The 16500-nt window shown below is 67.1% G+C and carries 14 protein-coding genes; 7 read left to right on the top strand and 7 right to left on the bottom strand.

All coding sequences use genetic code 11. The features are described 5' to 3' along the window. The first annotated feature begins 224 nt into the window (after nucleotides 1-224). The 4 genes from EV283_RS09130 (at nucleotide 225) to EV283_RS09145 (ending at nucleotide 5184) form a co-directional block, all read left to right on the top strand. A complete protein-coding gene (locus EV283_RS09130) occupies nucleotides 225-1709 on the top strand; it encodes an efflux transporter outer membrane subunit (protein WP_130324604.1) in 1485 nt (494 codons plus the stop codon). Beyond that, nucleotides 1709-3088 carry an efflux RND transporter periplasmic adaptor subunit gene (locus EV283_RS09135; RefSeq protein WP_130324606.1) on the top strand — a complete coding sequence of 460 codons (1380 nt, stop codon included), beginning with the start codon at nucleotides 1709-1711 and terminating at the stop codon, nucleotides 3086-3088. Before EV283_RS09130 ends, EV283_RS09135 begins: the two co-directional genes overlap by 1 nt. Nucleotides 3089-3146: 58 nt before the next feature. Next, on the top strand, nucleotides 3147-3803 hold the full coding sequence (locus EV283_RS09140) for an ABC transporter ATP-binding protein (protein WP_130325088.1): 657 nt from the start codon (nucleotides 3147-3149) through the stop codon (nucleotides 3801-3803). 172 nt (nucleotides 3804-3975) lie between these two features. Beyond that, complete coding sequence (locus EV283_RS09145) at nucleotides 3976-5184, top strand: ABC transporter permease (RefSeq protein ID WP_130324608.1); 1209 nt, start codon at nucleotides 3976-3978, stop codon at nucleotides 5182-5184. On the opposite strand, the gene EV283_RS09150 is transcribed toward EV283_RS09145, so the two are convergent. The 6 genes from EV283_RS09150 to EV283_RS09175 form a co-directional block, all read right to left on the bottom strand. Further along, nucleotides 5159-5776: a nucleotidyltransferase family protein gene (locus EV283_RS09150; RefSeq protein WP_130324610.1), complete on the bottom strand. Its 618-nt coding sequence runs from the start codon at nucleotides 5774-5776 to the stop codon at nucleotides 5159-5161. The two genes, EV283_RS09145 and EV283_RS09150, sit on opposite strands and share 26 nt — an antisense overlap. Further along, entirely contained in the window at nucleotides 5763-6686 is a 924-nt protein-coding gene (locus tag EV283_RS09155) for an XdhC family protein (RefSeq protein ID WP_130324612.1), read from the bottom strand. The genes EV283_RS09150 and EV283_RS09155 overlap by 14 nt, the downstream gene beginning before the upstream one ends. A gap of 146 nt (nucleotides 6687-6832) precedes the next feature. Continuing rightward, nucleotides 6833-9037 carry a xanthine dehydrogenase family protein molybdopterin-binding subunit gene (locus EV283_RS09160; RefSeq protein WP_130324614.1) on the bottom strand — a complete coding sequence of 735 codons (2205 nt, stop codon included), beginning with the start codon at nucleotides 9035-9037 and terminating at the stop codon, nucleotides 6833-6835. A 299-nt stretch (nucleotides 9038-9336) separates the two neighbouring features. Further along, complete coding sequence (locus EV283_RS09165; protein WP_130324616.1) at nucleotides 9337-11568, bottom strand: xanthine dehydrogenase family protein molybdopterin-binding subunit; 2232 nt, start codon at nucleotides 11566-11568, stop codon at nucleotides 9337-9339. Between the two features lie 2 nt (nucleotides 11569-11570). Beyond that, a complete protein-coding gene (locus EV283_RS09170; protein ID WP_130324618.1) occupies nucleotides 11571-12551 on the bottom strand; it encodes a xanthine dehydrogenase family protein subunit M in 981 nt (326 codons plus the stop codon). After that, nucleotides 12548-13111, bottom strand: coding sequence for a 2Fe-2S iron-sulfur cluster-binding protein (locus EV283_RS09175; RefSeq protein ID WP_130324620.1), 564 nt, complete (start codon nucleotides 13109-13111; stop codon nucleotides 12548-12550). Before EV283_RS09175 ends, EV283_RS09170 begins: the two co-directional genes overlap by 4 nt. A 139-nt stretch (nucleotides 13112-13250) precedes the next feature. Between EV283_RS09175 and EV283_RS09180 the strand changes: the two genes are divergently transcribed. Then, on the top strand, nucleotides 13251-14267 hold the full coding sequence (locus EV283_RS09180) for a glycerophosphodiester phosphodiesterase (RefSeq protein WP_130325090.1): 1017 nt from the start codon (nucleotides 13251-13253) through the stop codon (nucleotides 14265-14267). After that, nucleotides 14268-14546 (top strand): hypothetical protein, encoded by a 279-nt coding sequence (locus EV283_RS09185; protein WP_056417775.1) that lies wholly within the window; start codon nucleotides 14268-14270, stop codon nucleotides 14544-14546. A gap of 214 nt (nucleotides 14547-14760) precedes the next feature. Here EV283_RS09185 and EV283_RS09190 read toward each other — a convergent pair whose 3' ends face one another. Next, complete coding sequence (locus EV283_RS09190) at nucleotides 14761-15426, bottom strand: TIGR02117 family protein (protein WP_242615885.1); 666 nt, start codon at nucleotides 15424-15426, stop codon at nucleotides 14761-14763. Between the two features lie 22 nt (nucleotides 15427-15448). Between EV283_RS09190 and phhA the strand changes: the two genes are divergently transcribed. Next, nucleotides 15449-16327 (top strand): phenylalanine 4-monooxygenase, encoded by an 879-nt coding sequence (gene phhA / locus EV283_RS09195; RefSeq protein WP_130324622.1) that lies wholly within the window; start codon nucleotides 15449-15451, stop codon nucleotides 16325-16327. The last annotated feature ends 173 nt before the right edge of the window (nucleotides 16328-16500 follow it).

A 16500-nucleotide genomic window follows, 5' to 3' on the forward strand; every position in this document is an offset into this window, starting at 1 on the left:
CACCACGGCGAAGGCCGGGGCCCAAATGGGAGGCGCTGGCGAAATGATGGATGTCCGTCGTCACATCGACCTCTCCAATTGGGCCCCGGCCTTCGCCGGGGTGGTTGCGTCCCGTGCTGCCACGCCGCGCGACCCCATTATACCACGGCACCCATCCCGCCTGCGACACCTCGCGACACAAAAGCGCTGGACTAGCAAAGGCCCCTTGGCCATGCCTGCCGCCCATGTCCCGAGTCCGGCTTCTTCTCATCGCATCCGCCGTATCCGGGGGGATCCTGCTCGCAGGCTGCACCGTCGGCCCCGATTATCATCCAAAGGCCGCGGCCGAACTTGGCGTTCCGGATGCCTATTCGGTCACCCCCGCGACCACGCCCGAAGACCTGACCCGCTGGTGGCAGAAGTTCGACGATCCCGTCCTCGGCCAGCTCGTCGAGCAGGCCGCTGCGACCAATCTCGATCTCGCCCAGTCCGTCGCGCGCCTCCGCCAGGCGCGCGAGAGCCTGATCCAGAACCGCGCCTCGCTGCTCCCCACGCTGAGCGGCTCCGCTGGGTATCAGCGCAACGAGAATGTGCGGGGCGGCGGGCGCTCGTTCACGCTGCCCGACGGCACCGTCGTCGATACCGGCGGCGGCGGCGCCAACAGCTTCACCGTCGGTGCCAGCGCGAGCTACCAAGTCGGCGTGTTCGGCGAGATCCGCCGCACCGTCGAGGCGAGCCGCGCGGACTATGCTGCGTCGGGCTATGATTATGCCACCGTGCTGATCTCGGTGGAGAGCGAGGTCGCGCGCAACTACGTCCTCGCGCGGTTGTACCAGCAACAGCTCGCCAACGCCCGCGCGTCGCTCGCGATCCAGGACGACAATCTCGAAATCGCGGGCTTCCGCGTCCAGGCCGGGCTCGTCTCCAGCGTCGACGCCGAACAGGCCCGTGCCCAGCGTGCGCAGACTGCCGCGACGATCCCCAGCCTCGACCAGCAATATGCCGCCGCCGTCGCGCGGATCGGCATCCTTACCGGCCAGGCCCCCGGCGCGCTGCGTCCGCTGATGGCGCCCGTCAAGGCGATCCCGACCGGCCCCGCAGCGGTCGGCGTCGGCATTCCCGGCGACACGCTGCGCCAGCGTCCCGATATCCGCTCGGCCGAACGCGCGCTTGCCGCCGCCACCGCGCGGATCGGCGTCGCCAAGGCGCAGCTCTATCCGGCGCTCGCGATCACCGGCAACCTCAACACCAACGCGACGTCGATCGGCAGCATCGGCGACGCGATCACCGGCAGCCTGTTTGCCGGGCTCACCCAGGCGATCTTCAACGGCGGACGCCTTCGCTCCCAGGTCCGCACCAGTGAAGCCGCCGCCGATGGCGCGCTGGCGCTCTACAAATCGACCGTCCTCACCGCGCTGGAGGATGTCGAGAACGCCGTCGTCGCTTTGCAGACCGCACAGGAACGCGAACGCCAGTTCGCGATCGCACTCGACGCATCGAACAATTCCGCGATCCTGAGCCGCAGCCAGTATCGCACGGGCCTCACCGATTTCACCACGCTCAACCAGCAGGAAACCGCGCTCTTGTCCGCGCGAAACGGCGCGACGCAGGCGCGCGCCGACGCCGCCACCGCGCTGATCGCGCTGTACGCGGCGCTCGGCGGCGGCTGGGATTCGACCGTCATTCCAGAAGCGCCGGTTCGCGCGCCAACCAATCCAGAGGCACGCTGATGGCCGACGCATCGATCGACGACTTCCTCGGTGTAAAGCCGCAAGCGCCCTGGCGGCGATACGTCAAATGGGTCGCGATCGCGATCGGCGTGGTCCTGCTCTGCCTGCTGCTCACGCGCTGCTTCGGCGCGAAGGAGCAGACGCAATATTCGACGCAGGCCGCAGCGCGCGGCAACCTGACCGTCACCGTCTCGGCGACCGGCAAGCTCGCGCCGACGACTCAGGTCACGGTCGGCTCGCAGCTGTCGGGTCTCGTCACCAAGGTCGTCGTCGACGTCAACGACCGCGTCGTAGCCGGTCAGCCGCTCGCGCTGATCGATCCCGAACAGCTCGACGACCAGATCCGCCAGACCAGCGCACAGCTTGCCGCGAACCAGGCGCAGGTCGCGCAGGCGCAGGCCACCGTCGCCGAATCGCGCGCGCAGCTGAACCGCCTCGAAGAGGTCTCGCGCCTGTCGGGCGGCCGCGTGCCGTCGAAGACCGAACTCCAGACCGGTCGCGCTGACTACGCGCGCGCGGTCGCCGCGCAGAAGGTCGCCGAGGCCAATGTCGTCGCCAGTCGTGCAGCGCTCGCGCAGAACCAGACGCAGCGCGCGCGCGCGATCATTCGCTCGCCCGTCACCGGCGTCGTGCTCGCGCGCCAGATCGATCCCGGCCAGACGGTCGCGTCGTCGTTCAACACGCCGACTTTGTTCGTGATCGCCGAAGACCTGACCAAGATGAAGCTCGAGGTCGCGATCGATGAGGCGGACGTCGGCGAGGTGAAGGTCGGCCAGAAGGCCAGCTTCACCGTCGACGCGTTCCCCGGCCAGACCTTCCCGGCGACGATCACGCGGGTTGATCTGGGCTCGAACCTGACCGTCAGCTCGGCTACGTCCTCGACGACGACCACGACGACCACCACCGGGCAGGTGGTATCCTACGCCGCCGACCTGACCGTCGCCAATCCGTCGCTGACGCTGCGCCCCGGCATGACCGCGACCGCGGACATCGTCACCTCGGACAAGCGCAACGTCATGCTCGTCCCCAACGCCGCGCTGCGCTTCAAGCCAAGCGCCGACGCAGCCAAGGATTCGGGCGGCGGCATCGCCGGCTCGCTCACCTTCCGCCCGCGCCGCGGCGCCGGCGGCAACGCGCGGACCGCCAAGCTCGATCGCGGGTCGCAGCAGACGATCTACGTCAAGGGCGCCGACGGCACGCCGCAGCCGGTGCAGATCACGACCGGCGACACCAACGGGACGATGACCGAAGTCCTGTCGGGCAATCTCCAGCCCGGCGCGCAGATCATCATCGGCCAGCTCGCCAGCGGCACCGACACCACCAAGACCGCCGGACGACGGTCGGGCGGCGCCAGCAAGGGTGCAGGCGGTGGCCAGTAATACGCCCCCTCTGATCTCCTTACGCGGCGTCACCAAGACGTACGGCACGGGCGCGACGATGTTCCAGGCGCTCAAAGGCGTCGACCTCGATATCGCGGCAGGCGATTTCGTCGCGGTGATGGGGCCGTCGGGGTCGGGTAAGTCGACGACGATGAACATCCTCGGCTGTCTAGACGTGCCGAGCGCGGGGACGTTCACGTTCCGCGGCCACCACGTCGAGACGCTTGACCGCGATCAGCGCGCGCTGCTGCGTCGCAATTATCTCGGCTTCGTGTTCCAGGGCTTCAACCTGCTCTCGCGCACGTCCGCTCTGGAGAATGTCGAACTGCCCTTGCTGTACCGCGGCGACGAGAAGCGCGCGCGGCGCGATGCGGCGATGGCGAGCCTCGATACCGTCGGCCTCGCCGACTGGTGGGATCACACCCCCGCCGAACTGTCCGGCGGCCAGCAACAGCGAGTCGCGATCGCGCGTGCGCTGGTGACCAGCCCCGACGTGCTGCTGGCGGACGAACCGACCGGCAACCTCGACAGCGAACGCTCGATCGAGATCATGCAGCTGCTGACGCGCCTCAACGCGGAGAAGAACATCACCGTGCTGATGGTCACGCACGAACCCGACATGGCTGCGTTTGCGCGCACCGTTGTCCACTTCAAGGACGGCCTGGTCGAACGCATCGACAGCCAGCACCACCAAGGCGAGAGGGTGGAGTCGTGAGCGCCCCCATTACGACAACCTATCTTCTCCCCTCCCGCCTGCGGGAGGGGACGGGGGAGGGGCGTGCCCCACTCACCGGACGCCAGTACGTACGTCATTCCCTCCCCCGACCCCTCCCGCAAGCGGAAGGGGAGCAGCAAGTCCGCGTCCTCGATACCGGAGCGACGCACTAATGTTCGGCACCACGCTCGTCCTCGCGCTCCGCTCAATCCGCCGCCATCTGCTGCGCTCGTTCCTGACCATCCTCGGCATCGTCATCGGCGTCGGCGCGGTGGTGACGATGGTCACCCTCGGCAAGGCGACCACCGCCGCGGTCCAGCAGTCGATCTCGTCGCTCGGCACCAACATCCTCCAGATCCGTCCCGGCCAGGGCTTCGGCCGCGGTGGTGGCGGACCACCGCCGCCGCCGCTCAAGATGGACGACATCGATCCGATCGCGCGGCAGATCGCCGGCGTCACCGCGGTCGCCCCGACCGAGCAACGCAGCGCCACCGCGATCTACAACGGCGCGAACTGGACGACCTCGATCAACGGCACCACCGGCGCCTATTTCGAGGTGCAGCCCTGGCCGCTTGCGGGCGGCCGCCTGTTCACGGGCCAGGAGGAAGCCGCGGGGAAGGCGGTCTGCATCATCGGCAACACCGTCATCCAGAACCTCTTCCGCGGCGTCGATCCGATCGGCCGACGGATCCGCCTGAACGACATTTCGTGCGACGTGATCGGCACGCTCAGCACGCGCGGGCAGGCCGGCTTCGGCGGCGATCAGGACGATGTCGTGGTCATGCCGATCAAGACCGTCCAGCGCCGCTTTACCGGCAACCAGAACGTCGCGGCGATCCTCGTCGGCGTCGATCAGGGCTATGACACGCAACAGGTCCAGGCATCGCTGACCGATCTGCTGCGCGAGCGTCGCCATCTCGCCGCGGGGCAGGACAACAATTTCAACATCTTCGATACCAAGCAGATTTCGGACACGCTGACCGGCACCACGACCTTGCTCACCGGGATCGTCGCCGCGGTCGCCGGGATCAGCCTGGTCGTCGGCGGGATCGGCATCATGAACATCATGCTGGTGTCGGTTACCGAACGCACGCGCGAGATCGGCATCCGCCTCGCGATCGGCGCGATCGCGCGTGAGGTATTGATGCAGTTCCTCGTCGAGGCGATCGCGCTGTCGTGCCTCGGCGGCGTCATCGGGCTCGTCATCGCGCAGCTCGCGATCGCGATCATCGCGCCATTGATCAAGGTTCAGTGGCTGTTCGTGCCCGAGATCAACATCTTCGCCTTCGTCATCTCGGCGGTGATCGGCGTGGTGTTCGGCTATTTCCCCGCCCGCCGCGCGGCCGCGATGAACCCTATCGACGCGTTAAGGCACGAGTGATCGCCGCGCGGGGATCATGGACGAGTGCCTGTAGCCGCTCCAGGTCCTCCGGCGTATCGATATCGATCAGTTCGGCGGGCGCGGTGACGACGTGCCGCCCGGCCTTCACAAGATCGCGCGCGCCCGCATCGCCGTCCAGCGTCAGCAGGAAATCGAATCGCTCGCGCCCGAACAGGGCAGGGGGCGACGGTTTCTCGCCATCGCTCGACGCGACCACCGCGTCCGCGCTGTCGGCGGCATCGAGCATCCGGTAGATATGCGCCGCGGTCACGCGCGGCATGTCGGCGAGCGCGATCAGTACCGCCTCCGCACCCTCGTCCTTGGCACGCTGCACGCCGAGCTTCACCGACTGCGACATACCCGAGGACGGGTCGTCATTGTGGACTACGTCGAACCGCTCGCTGATGAAATCGAGCTTGCAGCCATCGGTGACGACCAGCCGCCGCTTGAACGGGATGTTCTCGAACGCGGTGACGACGTGCAGCCCCAGCGGCTTGTTGAGGAACGGCACCTCGAGCTTGTTGGGGATGCCGAACCGCTCCGAACGCCCCGCGGCGAGGAGGATGAGAAAGACGTTTTCAGCGGCGATCATTGAACGCTCCTATCATCGCCGCCGCGACCGACAGCGCAATCTCGGATGGCCCGATCGCGCCGATGTCGAGCCCGACCGGCGCATCGATCCGGTCGATATTCTCCGCCGTAACGCCCTCGCTGGCAAGCCGCTCGCGCCGTGCCGCATGGCTCTTGCGACTGCCGAGCGCGCCGACATAGGCGGCGTCGGTGGCGAGCGCAGCGATCAGCGCAGGATCGTCGATCTTGATATCGTGGCTGAGCGTCACGACCGCGGTCGACGGGCCGGGGCGCAGCGCCGTAATCGCCTCGTCGGGCCAACGATCGTCGAGCGTTACCCCGGGGAAGCGCTCCTCGGTCAGGAAGCGCGCGCGCGGATCGATCACGATCGTCTCGATCCCGAGCTCGCGCGCGAGGCCGGCCAGCGCCTGTGCGATCTGCACCGCGCCCACGATCAGCAGCCGGCGCGGCGGGTCGTAGCGGTTGACGAACACCTCCCCCGTCTCGAGCGGCCGCGCGTCGCTATGCCCGGTCTTGAGGTCGGTGGTGACGGTCAGCGCATCGCCCTGGTCGCGCGCGTCGGCGATCCGGTCGAACAGCTCGGGATCGAACCCCTCGACCGACACCGGCTGCATCATCACCGCGATCTCGCCGCCACACGGCAGCCCGACTTCCCACGCCGCCGCGTCCGCGACACCGTAGTTGCGCACTTGGAACGGCGCGCCAGCGATCACCTCGGCGGCGGTCGCGAGAATATCGCTCTCGACGCACCCGCCCGACACGGATCCTTCGAACCGGCCATCGGCGTGGACGAGCATATGGCTACCCTTGGGCCGCGGCGCGGATCCCCAGGTCGAGACGACCGTGGCAATCGCCATCTTTTCGCCCTTCCACGCCTTGGCGGCGGCAATCACGCTATCGTTTTCGGCCATGTCTCGTTCTCTTTCTAATCCTCCCCGGAACCGGGGAGGGGGACCAGCGCAGCTGGTGGAGGGGGCCAGCCGCAAACGTTACGCTTTTGGGGCCACCCCCTCCACCCCGCCAAGAGGCGCGGTCCCCCTCCCCGTGCCGGGGAGGATCAAACGGCGGGCAATCCTGCCAACAGCTTGTCGAGCGTCACCGGGAAGTCTCGCACCCGCACCCCAGTCGCGTTGTAGATCGCGTTCGCCACCGCCGCGCCTGCGCCCGAGATGCCAAGCTCGCCGACGCCCTTCGCGCCGGCCGGATTGGCGGAGTCGTCGATCTCCTCGATGAAATGCACCTCGAGCTGCGGAATATCGGCGTTCACCGCGACGTGATATTCGCCGAAATCGGGGTTCACGAACGCGCCGGTCCGCGTGTCGACGATGCCCTCTTCGCTCAGCGCATAGGCAATCCCCCACGCCATCCCGCCGGTGATCTGGCTCGTCGCGGTCTTGCGGTTGAGAAGGCGGCCGACATCGAACACGCCGAGCATCCGCCGCACGCGCGTCTCGCCCGTCACCGCGTTCACCGCGACCTCGACGAAGTGCGCGCCGTGGCTCGCCTGGCTCGTGCGCTTGCTCTCCTTGCCCGGCCCGGTCTTGCCCATCGCCACGATCGGGTCGCCGCGGACGAGATCGGCCAGAGCCACCTGTCGCCCGCCGGCGCTCACGCAGCCGTCGTGCAGGCTCAGCTCTTCGGGCGCCGCGTTCATCCGCAGCGCGAGTTCGCCGAGGATATCCTCGCAGGCGAGCATCACCGCGGACGCAGCACTCCCCGCGCCGAACGACCCACCCGAGCCTGCGCTAGGCGGTAAATCCGTATCGCCCAGCCGCACGGTTACGTCAGCCACCGGCAGGCCGAGCATCTCGCCCGCGGTCTGCGCGAGGATCGTGTACGTCCCCGTGCCGATATCGGTCATGTCGCACTCGACCGTCGCGCGGCCATCCGCCTCCAGCCGCACCCGCGCCTGCGCCTCGACGGTGAAATTGCCGCGCAGGCTTGCCGCCATGCCGATCCCGATCAGCCATTCGCCCTCGCGCACCGATCCCGGCGCGGGCAGCGTGGCGGGCCAACCGAACCGCGCGGCACCCTGGTCATAGCAATCGAGCATCCGCCGCGTGGAGAAGGGCTTGCCGCTGACCGGATCGGTCTCGGGTTCGTTGCGGCGGCGCAGTTCGACCGGATCGAGCCCGAGCTGCTCGGCCAGCTCGTCCATCGCGCACTCGATGCCGAACGTGCCGACCGCCTCGCCTGGCGCGCGCACCGCACCGCTCGCGGGCAGGTCGACGCGAACGAGGTCGGTCTTGAACCGCCGCGCCTCGCCCCGGTACAGCGGGAGCGTCCCGAACGGCACCGGCTCAAGAAACTCGCCATCGTCGTTCTGTGCGACGACGCTTTCATGCCCCATCCCGAGGATCACGCCGTCCTTGTCCGCGGCGATCCGGATACGCTGCGTGGTGTGCGAGCGGTGGTGGACCATGTACGCGGTCTGGCGGCGCGGCAGCGCGATCTTCACCGGTCGCCCGACGACCTCTGCCGCGATCGCCGCGAGGATCGCCTCGGCACCGACGCCGGTCTTCCCGCCGAACCCGCCGCCCACATAAGGTGCGAGCACGCGCACCGAGTCCGCGTCGATCTTGAGCGCCTTGGCGATCGTCTTGCGCGCGCCGCCGATCACCTGGTTGCTGGTACGCACCGTTAGCTTGCCGTCCTCCCACCACGCGGTGGTCGCATGCGGTTCGAGCGCAGCGGGGAAATGCACCGGCGTCGTGTAGGTCCGGTCGAACGTCACCGCCGCACCCGCCATCACCGCGTCGAGATCGCCGTTGTCGACGGGGGCGAGGAAGCCGATCTCGGGCTTGGTATCGACCGGCTGCGCCTCGACGTCGAAGCGGTCCTCGCCCGCTTCCGTACGGACCATGACTAGCGCGGCAGCGTCGCGCGCGATCACCTGATCCTCGGCAACGACGATCGCGACCGGCTGGCCGAGGTGGAGGATAACGTCGGTATCAAACAACGGCATCGCGCGCGAATTGGACTCGCCCGCGGGCATCCGCGGGTCGCCGTAAAGGACCGCGATGACGCCGGGCGACGCCTCCGCCGCGCTCACGTCGATCCCGAGAATGCGTCCGCTGCCGACCGGCGTGCCGACGATCGCGGCATAGGCGATGCCCTCGGGTGTTCCTTCATATGCATAATCGGCAACACCGGTGACCTTTGCGGGCCCTTCGATCCGGTCCAGTCCCAGCCCAAGAACGCCCTGCTTCGCGCGGCCAAGCCCCGCAGGCCGAAACGCCGCATCCATCACGTGTTCGTTCATTCTGGCATCCTCGGGTGGAGTGCTTGAGATAGGATCGGGCGGCGCGTTTGACGAGGGGCGTTGCCCATCACCCAATACAACCCCGGCGAAGGCCGGGGCCCAATCGGGGGACGACAATAACGACGTGCTGAAAGCCGTTATCAAAGCCTTGCCAATTGGGCCCCGGCCTCCGCCGGGGAAGTAGTTTTATAGGTCAACGCCGCCATCTCTGTTTCCCCGCGGAGGCGGGGATCCAGAGTTACAGCCGGAGGCGTTCGTGGCTCCTGGACCCCCGCCTCCGCGGGGGAACAGGCCTCGCCTCAAACCGCCGGCAACTGATCCAGCAGCCTGTCGAGCGTGATCGGGAACTCGCGCACCCGGATCCCGGTGGCGTTATACACCGCGTTCGCCACCGCGGCGCCCGCACCCGAGATCCCCAGCTCGCCAATACCCTTCGCGTGAATGGGGTTCGCATGGATGTCGCGCTCGTCGACGAAATGCACGTCCATCTGCGGCACGTCCGCATTGGCCGGCACGTGATATTCGCCAAGATCGTGGTTCACCAGCTTGCCGGTCCGCGTGTCGTGGATCAGGTCCTCGGTCAGCGCGGTACCGATCCCGAAGGTCATCCCGCCCAGGCACTGCGACCGCGCGGTCTTCGCGTTGAGCACACGCCCCGCCGCGAACGACCCCAGCATCCGCCGCACGCGTGTCTCGCCGGTGATCACGTTGACCGCGACCTCCGCGAAATGCGCGCCGAACCCCGCCTGCGACGTTTCCTTCTCCTGCTTGCCCGGCTTGATGTGTCCGGTCGCCTCGAGACCCTTGCCGACCAGCTCGCCGATCGGGGTCGAGCGGTTGTCACCGATCGCGTTCCCGTCCTTCAGCGTCAGGCCGTCTTCCTCGACGTCCATTGCCTTGGCGAGCTTGCCGCGCAGCATCTCGCAGGCGAGATACACCGCGGTGCCCGACGAGGCCGCGCCCCACGACCCGCCCGAACCTGCCGCGGGGGGATCGTTGGTATCGCCCAGCGCCATCGTGATGTTCGCGACCGGGATACCCAGAATCTCCGACGCGATCTGCGCCAGGATCGTGTAGCTGCCCGTACCGATATCGGTCATCGCCGACGACACGGTGGCCGAGCCGTCGGGATGGATTTCGACCTTGGCGGACGATTCCATCATCATGTTGCCGCGCACCGCGGACGATACGCCCATGCCGATCAGCCACTCGCCTTCGCGACGCGTGCCGGCCTTCTGGCGCTTGTCCCACCCGAACTTCGCCGCACCTTCGTCGAGCGCGCGGGTCAGGTTGCGCGACGAATAAGGGACGTCCTTCTCGGGGTCGATCTTAGGATCGTTGCGCTTGCGCAGCTCGATCGGATCCATGCCGAGCTTTTCCGCCAGCTCATCCATCGCACCCTCGAGCGCCAGCATCCCGACCGCTTCGCCCGGCGCACGCATCGAGCCCGACAGCACGAGGTTCACATCGACCAGATCATGCGTGATCAGCCGGTTCTCGCCGCCGTACAACAGGTGCGTGCCGATGCCGGCGGGCTCGAAATAATCCTCGGTCGACTGGTTCGATGCGAGCGTCTCGTGCCCGATCGCGGTCAGCTTGCCCTCGGCATTCGCCGCGAGCCGCACGCGCTGCTCGGTATTCGAGCGACGCACGGTTGCCTCGAACACCTGCGGACGCGACATCACCGCCTTGACCGGACGGCCAAGCTGCTTGGCGGCGATCGCCGCCGCGACGCTCTCGGGCGCGATGCCGAGCTTCGACCCGAACCCGCCACCGATATACCGCGCGACGATCCGGACCTTCTTCGCCGACAGGCCAAGAGACTTGGCGAGCTGCTGCGCATCCGACGTCGGCATCTGGTACGCGCCGTACAGCGTCAGCGAGCCATCCTCTTCCCACACCGCGGTCGAGGCATGCGGCTCCATCGCCGCCGAATTCTGGCTCGGCGTGACATAGGTCGAGTCAACCGTCACCGCCGCATCGGCCATCGCCGTGTCGACATCGCCCTGCTTGAAATGCGCAGGCGCTGCGTCGTCGGGCGGAGTCCGCGTCTCGTCGCGGTGCGCCGCGAAGTCATACTGGCCCCCCGCCTCGTCATACACGATCGGCAGCCGAGCCGCTGCATCGCGCGCAACCTCGAAGCTCTCGGCGAGCACGATCGCGACGATCTGGCCGAAGAACGCGACGTCCTTCACGCCCTGAGTCGGCGCATCGGTCGCGCCACCCTGTGCGGACACGCGGATGAACTGGTCGAAGTCGGTGACGACGTCGAGCACGCCTGGCATGCTCTTCACGGCATCGACGTCGATCGAGACGATCTTACCCGCGGAGATCTTCGTGCCGACGAGCACGCCGTATGCCATGTCGTCGAACTGATATTCCGCCGCATAGGTCGCGGTGCCGGTGACCTTCAGCGGACCGTCGATCCGGTCGAGCGGCTTGCCGATAACGCCCTGAACGCCGGTATCCAGAAGACTGTCCGGATGCGGCTTGTCCATCGTCAGGCTGTTGGTGGTTCCAAAACCGAACATGCTTATGCTCCCGTTACGGTGCGCAGCGCCGCGATCAGCGTGCGACGGGCGAGGGGGATCTTGAAGTCGTTCGAGCCATAGCCCTTGGCATCGGCGAGCAGGGCCGTGGCCGCAGCCTCGAACGCCTCGTCCGACGGTGCCTTGCCGACCAGTGCGGCCTCGACCGCGGGATTGCGCCACGGCATCGGCCCGAGCCCGCCGAACGCGAGCGAGGCGGACGCGATCACGCCGTCCTGCACGTCGACGACGGCGGCCACCGACACGAGCGCGAACGCATAGGACGCACGATCGCGCACCTTGCGATATTCCTGCTTGCCCTTCGGCGGCGCGGGAAGCTCGATATGCGTGATCAGTTCACCCGCCTCGAGCGCATTCTCGATCTGCGGCGTGTCGCCCGGCAGGCGATAGAACTCATGGATCGAGATCCGTCGACGATCGCCATCCGCCTTCAGCGTCACGATCGTCGCGTCGAGCGCGCGCATCGCCACCGCCATGTCGCTCGGATGAGTCGCGATGCACTGCTCGCTGGTGCCGAGGATCGCGAGGATGCGGTTGAAGCCGCCGATCGCCGAACAGCCGCTGCCCGGCTCACGCTTGTTGCACGCCGCCGCGGTGTCGTAGAAATAATAGCAGCGCGTCCGCTGGAGCAGATTGCCCCCGGTCGACGCCTTGTTGCGCAACTGCCCCGACGCGCCGGCGAGCAACGCGCGGCTCAGCACCTCGTACTTGGCGACGACGCGGCGGTCGGCGGCCAGATCGCTGTTCGGCACCAGCGCGCCGATCGTCAGCCCGCCATCCTCGCGCTCCTCGATCTTTGCAAGATCCAGGCGGCTGATGTCGACGAGCTTATCGGGCGTCTCGACCTGCAGCTTCATCAGGTCGAGCAGGTTGGTCCCGCCCGCGATGAACTTTGCGCCGGTCGTGCCGGCGTCCTGCGCCGCAGCCTCGGGCGTGGCGGGCTTTTCGTAGGTGAAGGTCTTCATGCTACAAGCTCCCCGCGCGCATTGGCGTCCATCGCCGCGTCCTTCTCGTCCGCGGACCGGCCTTTGGGCGCGGTGTCGCCGACTTCGCGGATCGCATCGACGATGTTCGGATAAGCGGCGCAACGGCACAAATTGCCGCTCATCCGCTCCGAAATCTCGGCATCGTCGAACTGCGGATCGGTCAGGTCGCCCGAGGCGTGGCTGGCCCAGCCCTTCTTGACCTCGTCGAGCATACCGACTGCCGAGCAGATCTGCCCCGGCGTGCAATAGCCGCACTGATAGCCGTCATGCCGCACGAACGCGTCCTGCAGCGGATGGAGGTTGCCCGGCTGGCCGATGCCCTCGATCGTCGTGATCTCGTCGTCCTGGTGCATGACGGCGAGCGTCAGGCACGAATTGACCCGGCGCCCGTTGATCAAGACGGTGCACGCCCCGCACTGGCCATGGTCGCAACCCTTTTTCGAGCCCGTCAGCCCGAGATGTTCGCGACATAGATCAAGCACCGACGTACGAATATCAGGCTCTGCGTCATATGATTGACCATTGATCGTGAAATGCATGGGAGGACCCCTAGTTTAGCGCTGGGAATTTCGGAAATACGAGGACTGAACGCCGATGCGACCAATGGTTTCCTATTGCGACTGGCTCTCACGCCTTGGTACGCTGGCGTTCATTGCCGCGAGCGGGCAAGCTGCTGCCATGACCCCGGACCTGCACCCCTTGTCGCCCCCGATCGTGCCCCCGATCGTCATCGCGCACCGCGGCGCGAGCGGGTTGCGACCCGAGCACACGCTGGCCGCCTACTCGCTCGCGATCGACCAGGGGGCGGACTTCATCGAGCCCGATCTGGTCCCGACCAAGGACGACGTGCTCGTCGCGCGGCACGAGAACAACATCGCGGACACGACCAACGTCGCCGATCATCCCGAATTCGCCGCCCGCAAAACCACCAAGACGATCGACGGCCAGGCAATGACCGGCTGGTTCGTCGAGGATTTCACGCTCGCCGAACTGAAGACGTTGCGCGCGAAGGAACGCCTGCCCAAGCTACGTCCCGCGAACACCGCCTATGACGGCCAGTTCGAGATCCCGACGCTCGCCGAGATCATCGCGCTGGCAAAACGCCGCTCGAAGGAGACGGGCCGCACGATCGGCATTTATCCCGAGACGAAGCACCCTACCTATTTCGCGAGCATCGGCCACCCGACGGACGCTAAGCTCGTCGCCGAACTGCGCGAGGCGGGCTGGGATTCGGCCAAGGCGCCCGTCTTCATCCAGTCGTTCGAGGTGAAGAACCTCCAGCGGCTCCATACGATGACCAAGGTCCGGCTGATCCAGCTGATGGACGGGCAGGGCGCCCCCGCCGATCGCGCGCAGCCGAGCTACAAGGCGATGATCACGCCCGACGGCCTGAAGGCGGTTGCGGCCTATGCCTATGGGATCGGCCCGGGCAAGGAGATGCTCTGGTCCGGCGCGACACCGACGACGCTGGTCGCCGACGCGCATGCGGCGGGTCTGCGCGTCCACCCCTGGACCTACCGCGCCGAAAATTACTTCGAACCCGAACGCTTCCGCCGCGGCGCGGACCCGGCGGCCCACGGTGACATCGCGGGTGAGATCGACGCCGGCCTCGCCCAAGGTATCGACGGATTCTTCACCGATTTTCCGCTATACGGTGCCCAGGCGCGCGACAGGGTGCGCACAGGAGTGAAGTAAATGCGTAAAGTCCTTCCCGTGCTGGCTGTCCTGCCGTTCCTCGTCAGTGGCTGCATCAGCACCGCTACCTCGATCGTGAAGGCGCCGTTCCAGGTCGCCGGCAAGGCGGTCGACTGGACGACGACAAGCCAGGAGGAATCGGACCGCAATTACGGCCGCAAGATGCGCAAGCAGGAGGCCGAGGAGGGCAAGCAGCGCAAGGAACTCGCCAAGCGGTGCAGGAAGGACCCGCAGCGCTCGGAATGCGGGCAGTATCAGGGCTATCGCGCGGGGAACTAAGCGGCGCGCCAACCCCTCGACACCACCCCGGCGAAGGCCGGGGCCCAGTTGGGAAACAGAGGTAACGGCGCTCAGTCCTCTGTCAGCAACGTCCTCTAACTGGACCCCGGCCTCCGCCGGGGTGGTGGCCCGGGATATGGTGCTTTTCACGGCCTTGTTCTCCCGCGAAGGCGGGAGCCCAGTCTGGACTCCCGCCTTCGCGGGAGAACAGTCTTCAGAACCACCCCATCACCGTAACCGGAAACGGCGTCCAAGCCCCGACCCGTACCCCGGCGAACCGAAGCGCATCCCCCGTCCAGCTGTTGCAAGTCCGGACCGCATCATACCGGCCGTTCGCGTCGTAAAATGCGTCATACCCCGCGTAGCCCCAATACCGCGCGCGCCCGTCGCGAAAGCTCGCCCGGATATACGCTGCCAGCCGCCGATACTGCGCCGGCGTCACCACGATCTCCCGAGCGCCATCCCCCGCCCGCGGCACCGGCAGATGCTCGACATGCATCAACGTCCGCGTGCTTCCGGTCGCCGCCGCCAGCACCGTGCGCAGCTTCACCTCGGCCCAGGTCGGCGTCTCGAGGTAGAACGTCTTCTCCCCCCATCCGAACGACACATGATCATAGCCCGCAAACCGCGGATCGCGCAGGTCCTCCGCGCGTGCGACGCCGCGCCAGTCCACACCCGCCGCGACCTTCGGCACGATGATCCCGGTATGCACCCCGTTGCTTTCGACGAAGATGCGGATCCCGTGCGCAGGCGGCGCCCAGTCACGATTGCTCGGGATCGCACCTCCCACCAGACCCGCGACGGCATAGCTCGCGACCAGCACCAACACTGCCGCGATACCCCCTAAAATCAGCCTGATCGCGCGCATTTCCGTCTTCATTCCGTCATGCTAGACGATGCGCATGGCAGAAGAAACGCACGTGCTGAGCACGCCGCCCGAAGGCGCTCCCGACTGGACGATCCCGCAAAACTGGGCGGCCTATACCGCGGAGGATCACGCGACCTGGGACACGCTGTTCGCGCGCCAGTCGAAACTGCTCCCCGGCCGCGCCTCGAACGCGTGGCTGCGCGGGCTCGACGTGCTCAAGCTCTCGAAACCCGGCATCCCCGATTTCGAGGAGCTGTCCGAACGCCTGATGAAGCTCACCGGCTGGTCGGTCGTCGCGGTCCCCGGCCTCGTCCCCGACGACGTGTTCTTCGATCACATGGCCAATCGCCGCTTCGTCGCAGGCAATTTCATCCGTCGTCCTGACCAGCTCGATTATCTCCAGGAGCCCGACGTCTTCCACGACGTCTTCGGCCACGTGCCGATGCTCGCCGACCCGGTGTTCGCTGATTACCTCGCCGCCTATGGCCGCGGCGGCCAGCGCGCGCTCGGGCTCGACGCGCTGAAATATCTCGGGCGGCTCTACTGGTACACGGTCGAGTTCGGCCTGATCGCCGAACCCGAGGGCCTGCGGATCTATGGCTCGGGGATCGTCTCCAGCTATGCGGAAACGCGGTTCGCGCTCGACGATCCCAGTCCCAACCGCATCGCGCTCGACCTCGCGCGCGTGATGCGGACCGAGTATCGGATCGACGATTTCCAGCAGAACTACTTCGTCATCCCCAGCTTCGACGAGCTGTTGCGGCTGACGGTCGAGACCGACTTCGCGCCGTTGTACGAGGAACTGAAGGCGCTGCCGGACATCCCCGTCGCGCAGATCGAGCCGGGCGATGTCGTGCTGACCGAGGGAACGCAGCACTACGCGACCGCGAAGCTAACAACGCTCACCGCATAGCATCCACCACCCCGGCATAACACCACCACCCCGGCGCGCTCCCCCCCCACCCCGGCGAAGGCCGGGGCCCAATTGGGCGAACCTCTGGAATAGAGCCGCACCGCCATCCCAATTAGCCCCCGGCCTCCGCCGGGGTGGTGTTGGGGGTGAGGGGAGGGCACCCTTACCAACCT

Origin of the sequence: Sphingomonas sp. BK036 (assembly GCF_004216825.1) — a bacterium.
GTDB lineage: Bacteria > Pseudomonadota > Alphaproteobacteria > Sphingomonadales > Sphingomonadaceae > Sphingomonas.

Excerpts from the sequence above, each read along its gene's own strand:
- EV283_RS09175 (WP_130324620.1), bottom strand. The coding sequence starts at position 13,111 with ATGCATTTCACGATCAATGGTCAATCATATGACGCAGAGCCTGATATT.
- EV283_RS09135 (WP_130324606.1), top strand. The coding sequence starts at position 1,709 with ATGGCCGACGCATCGATCGACGACTTCCTCGGTGTAAAGCCGCAAGCG.
- EV283_RS09185 (WP_056417775.1), top strand. The coding sequence starts at position 14,268 with ATGCGTAAAGTCCTTCCCGTGCTGGCTGTCCTGCCGTTCCTCGTCAGT.
- EV283_RS09180 (WP_130325090.1), top strand. The coding sequence starts at position 13,251 with ATGACCCCGGACCTGCACCCCTTGTCGCCCCCGATCGTGCCCCCGATC.
- EV283_RS09165 (WP_130324616.1), bottom strand. The coding sequence starts at position 11,568 with ATGTTCGGTTTTGGAACCACCAACAGCCTGACGATGGACAAGCCGCAT.
- EV283_RS09190 (WP_242615885.1), bottom strand. The coding sequence starts at position 15,426 with ATGAAGACGGAAATGCGCGCGATCAGGCTGATTTTAGGGGGTATCGCG.
- EV283_RS09130 (WP_130324604.1), top strand. The coding sequence starts at position 225 with ATGTCCCGAGTCCGGCTTCTTCTCATCGCATCCGCCGTATCCGGGGGG.
- EV283_RS09155 (WP_130324612.1), bottom strand. The coding sequence starts at position 6,686 with ATGGCCGAAAACGATAGCGTGATTGCCGCCGCCAAGGCGTGGAAGGGC.
- phhA (WP_130324622.1), top strand. The coding sequence starts at position 15,449 with ATGGCAGAAGAAACGCACGTGCTGAGCACGCCGCCCGAAGGCGCTCCC.
- EV283_RS09170 (WP_130324618.1), bottom strand. The coding sequence starts at position 12,551 with ATGAAGACCTTCACCTACGAAAAGCCCGCCACGCCCGAGGCTGCGGCG.
- EV283_RS09150 (WP_130324610.1), bottom strand. The coding sequence starts at position 5,776 with ATGATCGCCGCTGAAAACGTCTTTCTCATCCTCCTCGCCGCGGGGCGT.
- EV283_RS09160 (WP_130324614.1), bottom strand. The coding sequence starts at position 9,037 with ATGAACGAACACGTGATGGATGCGGCGTTTCGGCCTGCGGGGCTTGGC.
- EV283_RS09145 (WP_130324608.1), top strand. The coding sequence starts at position 3,976 with ATGTTCGGCACCACGCTCGTCCTCGCGCTCCGCTCAATCCGCCGCCAT.
- EV283_RS09140 (WP_130325088.1), top strand. The coding sequence starts at position 3,147 with ATGTTCCAGGCGCTCAAAGGCGTCGACCTCGATATCGCGGCAGGCGAT.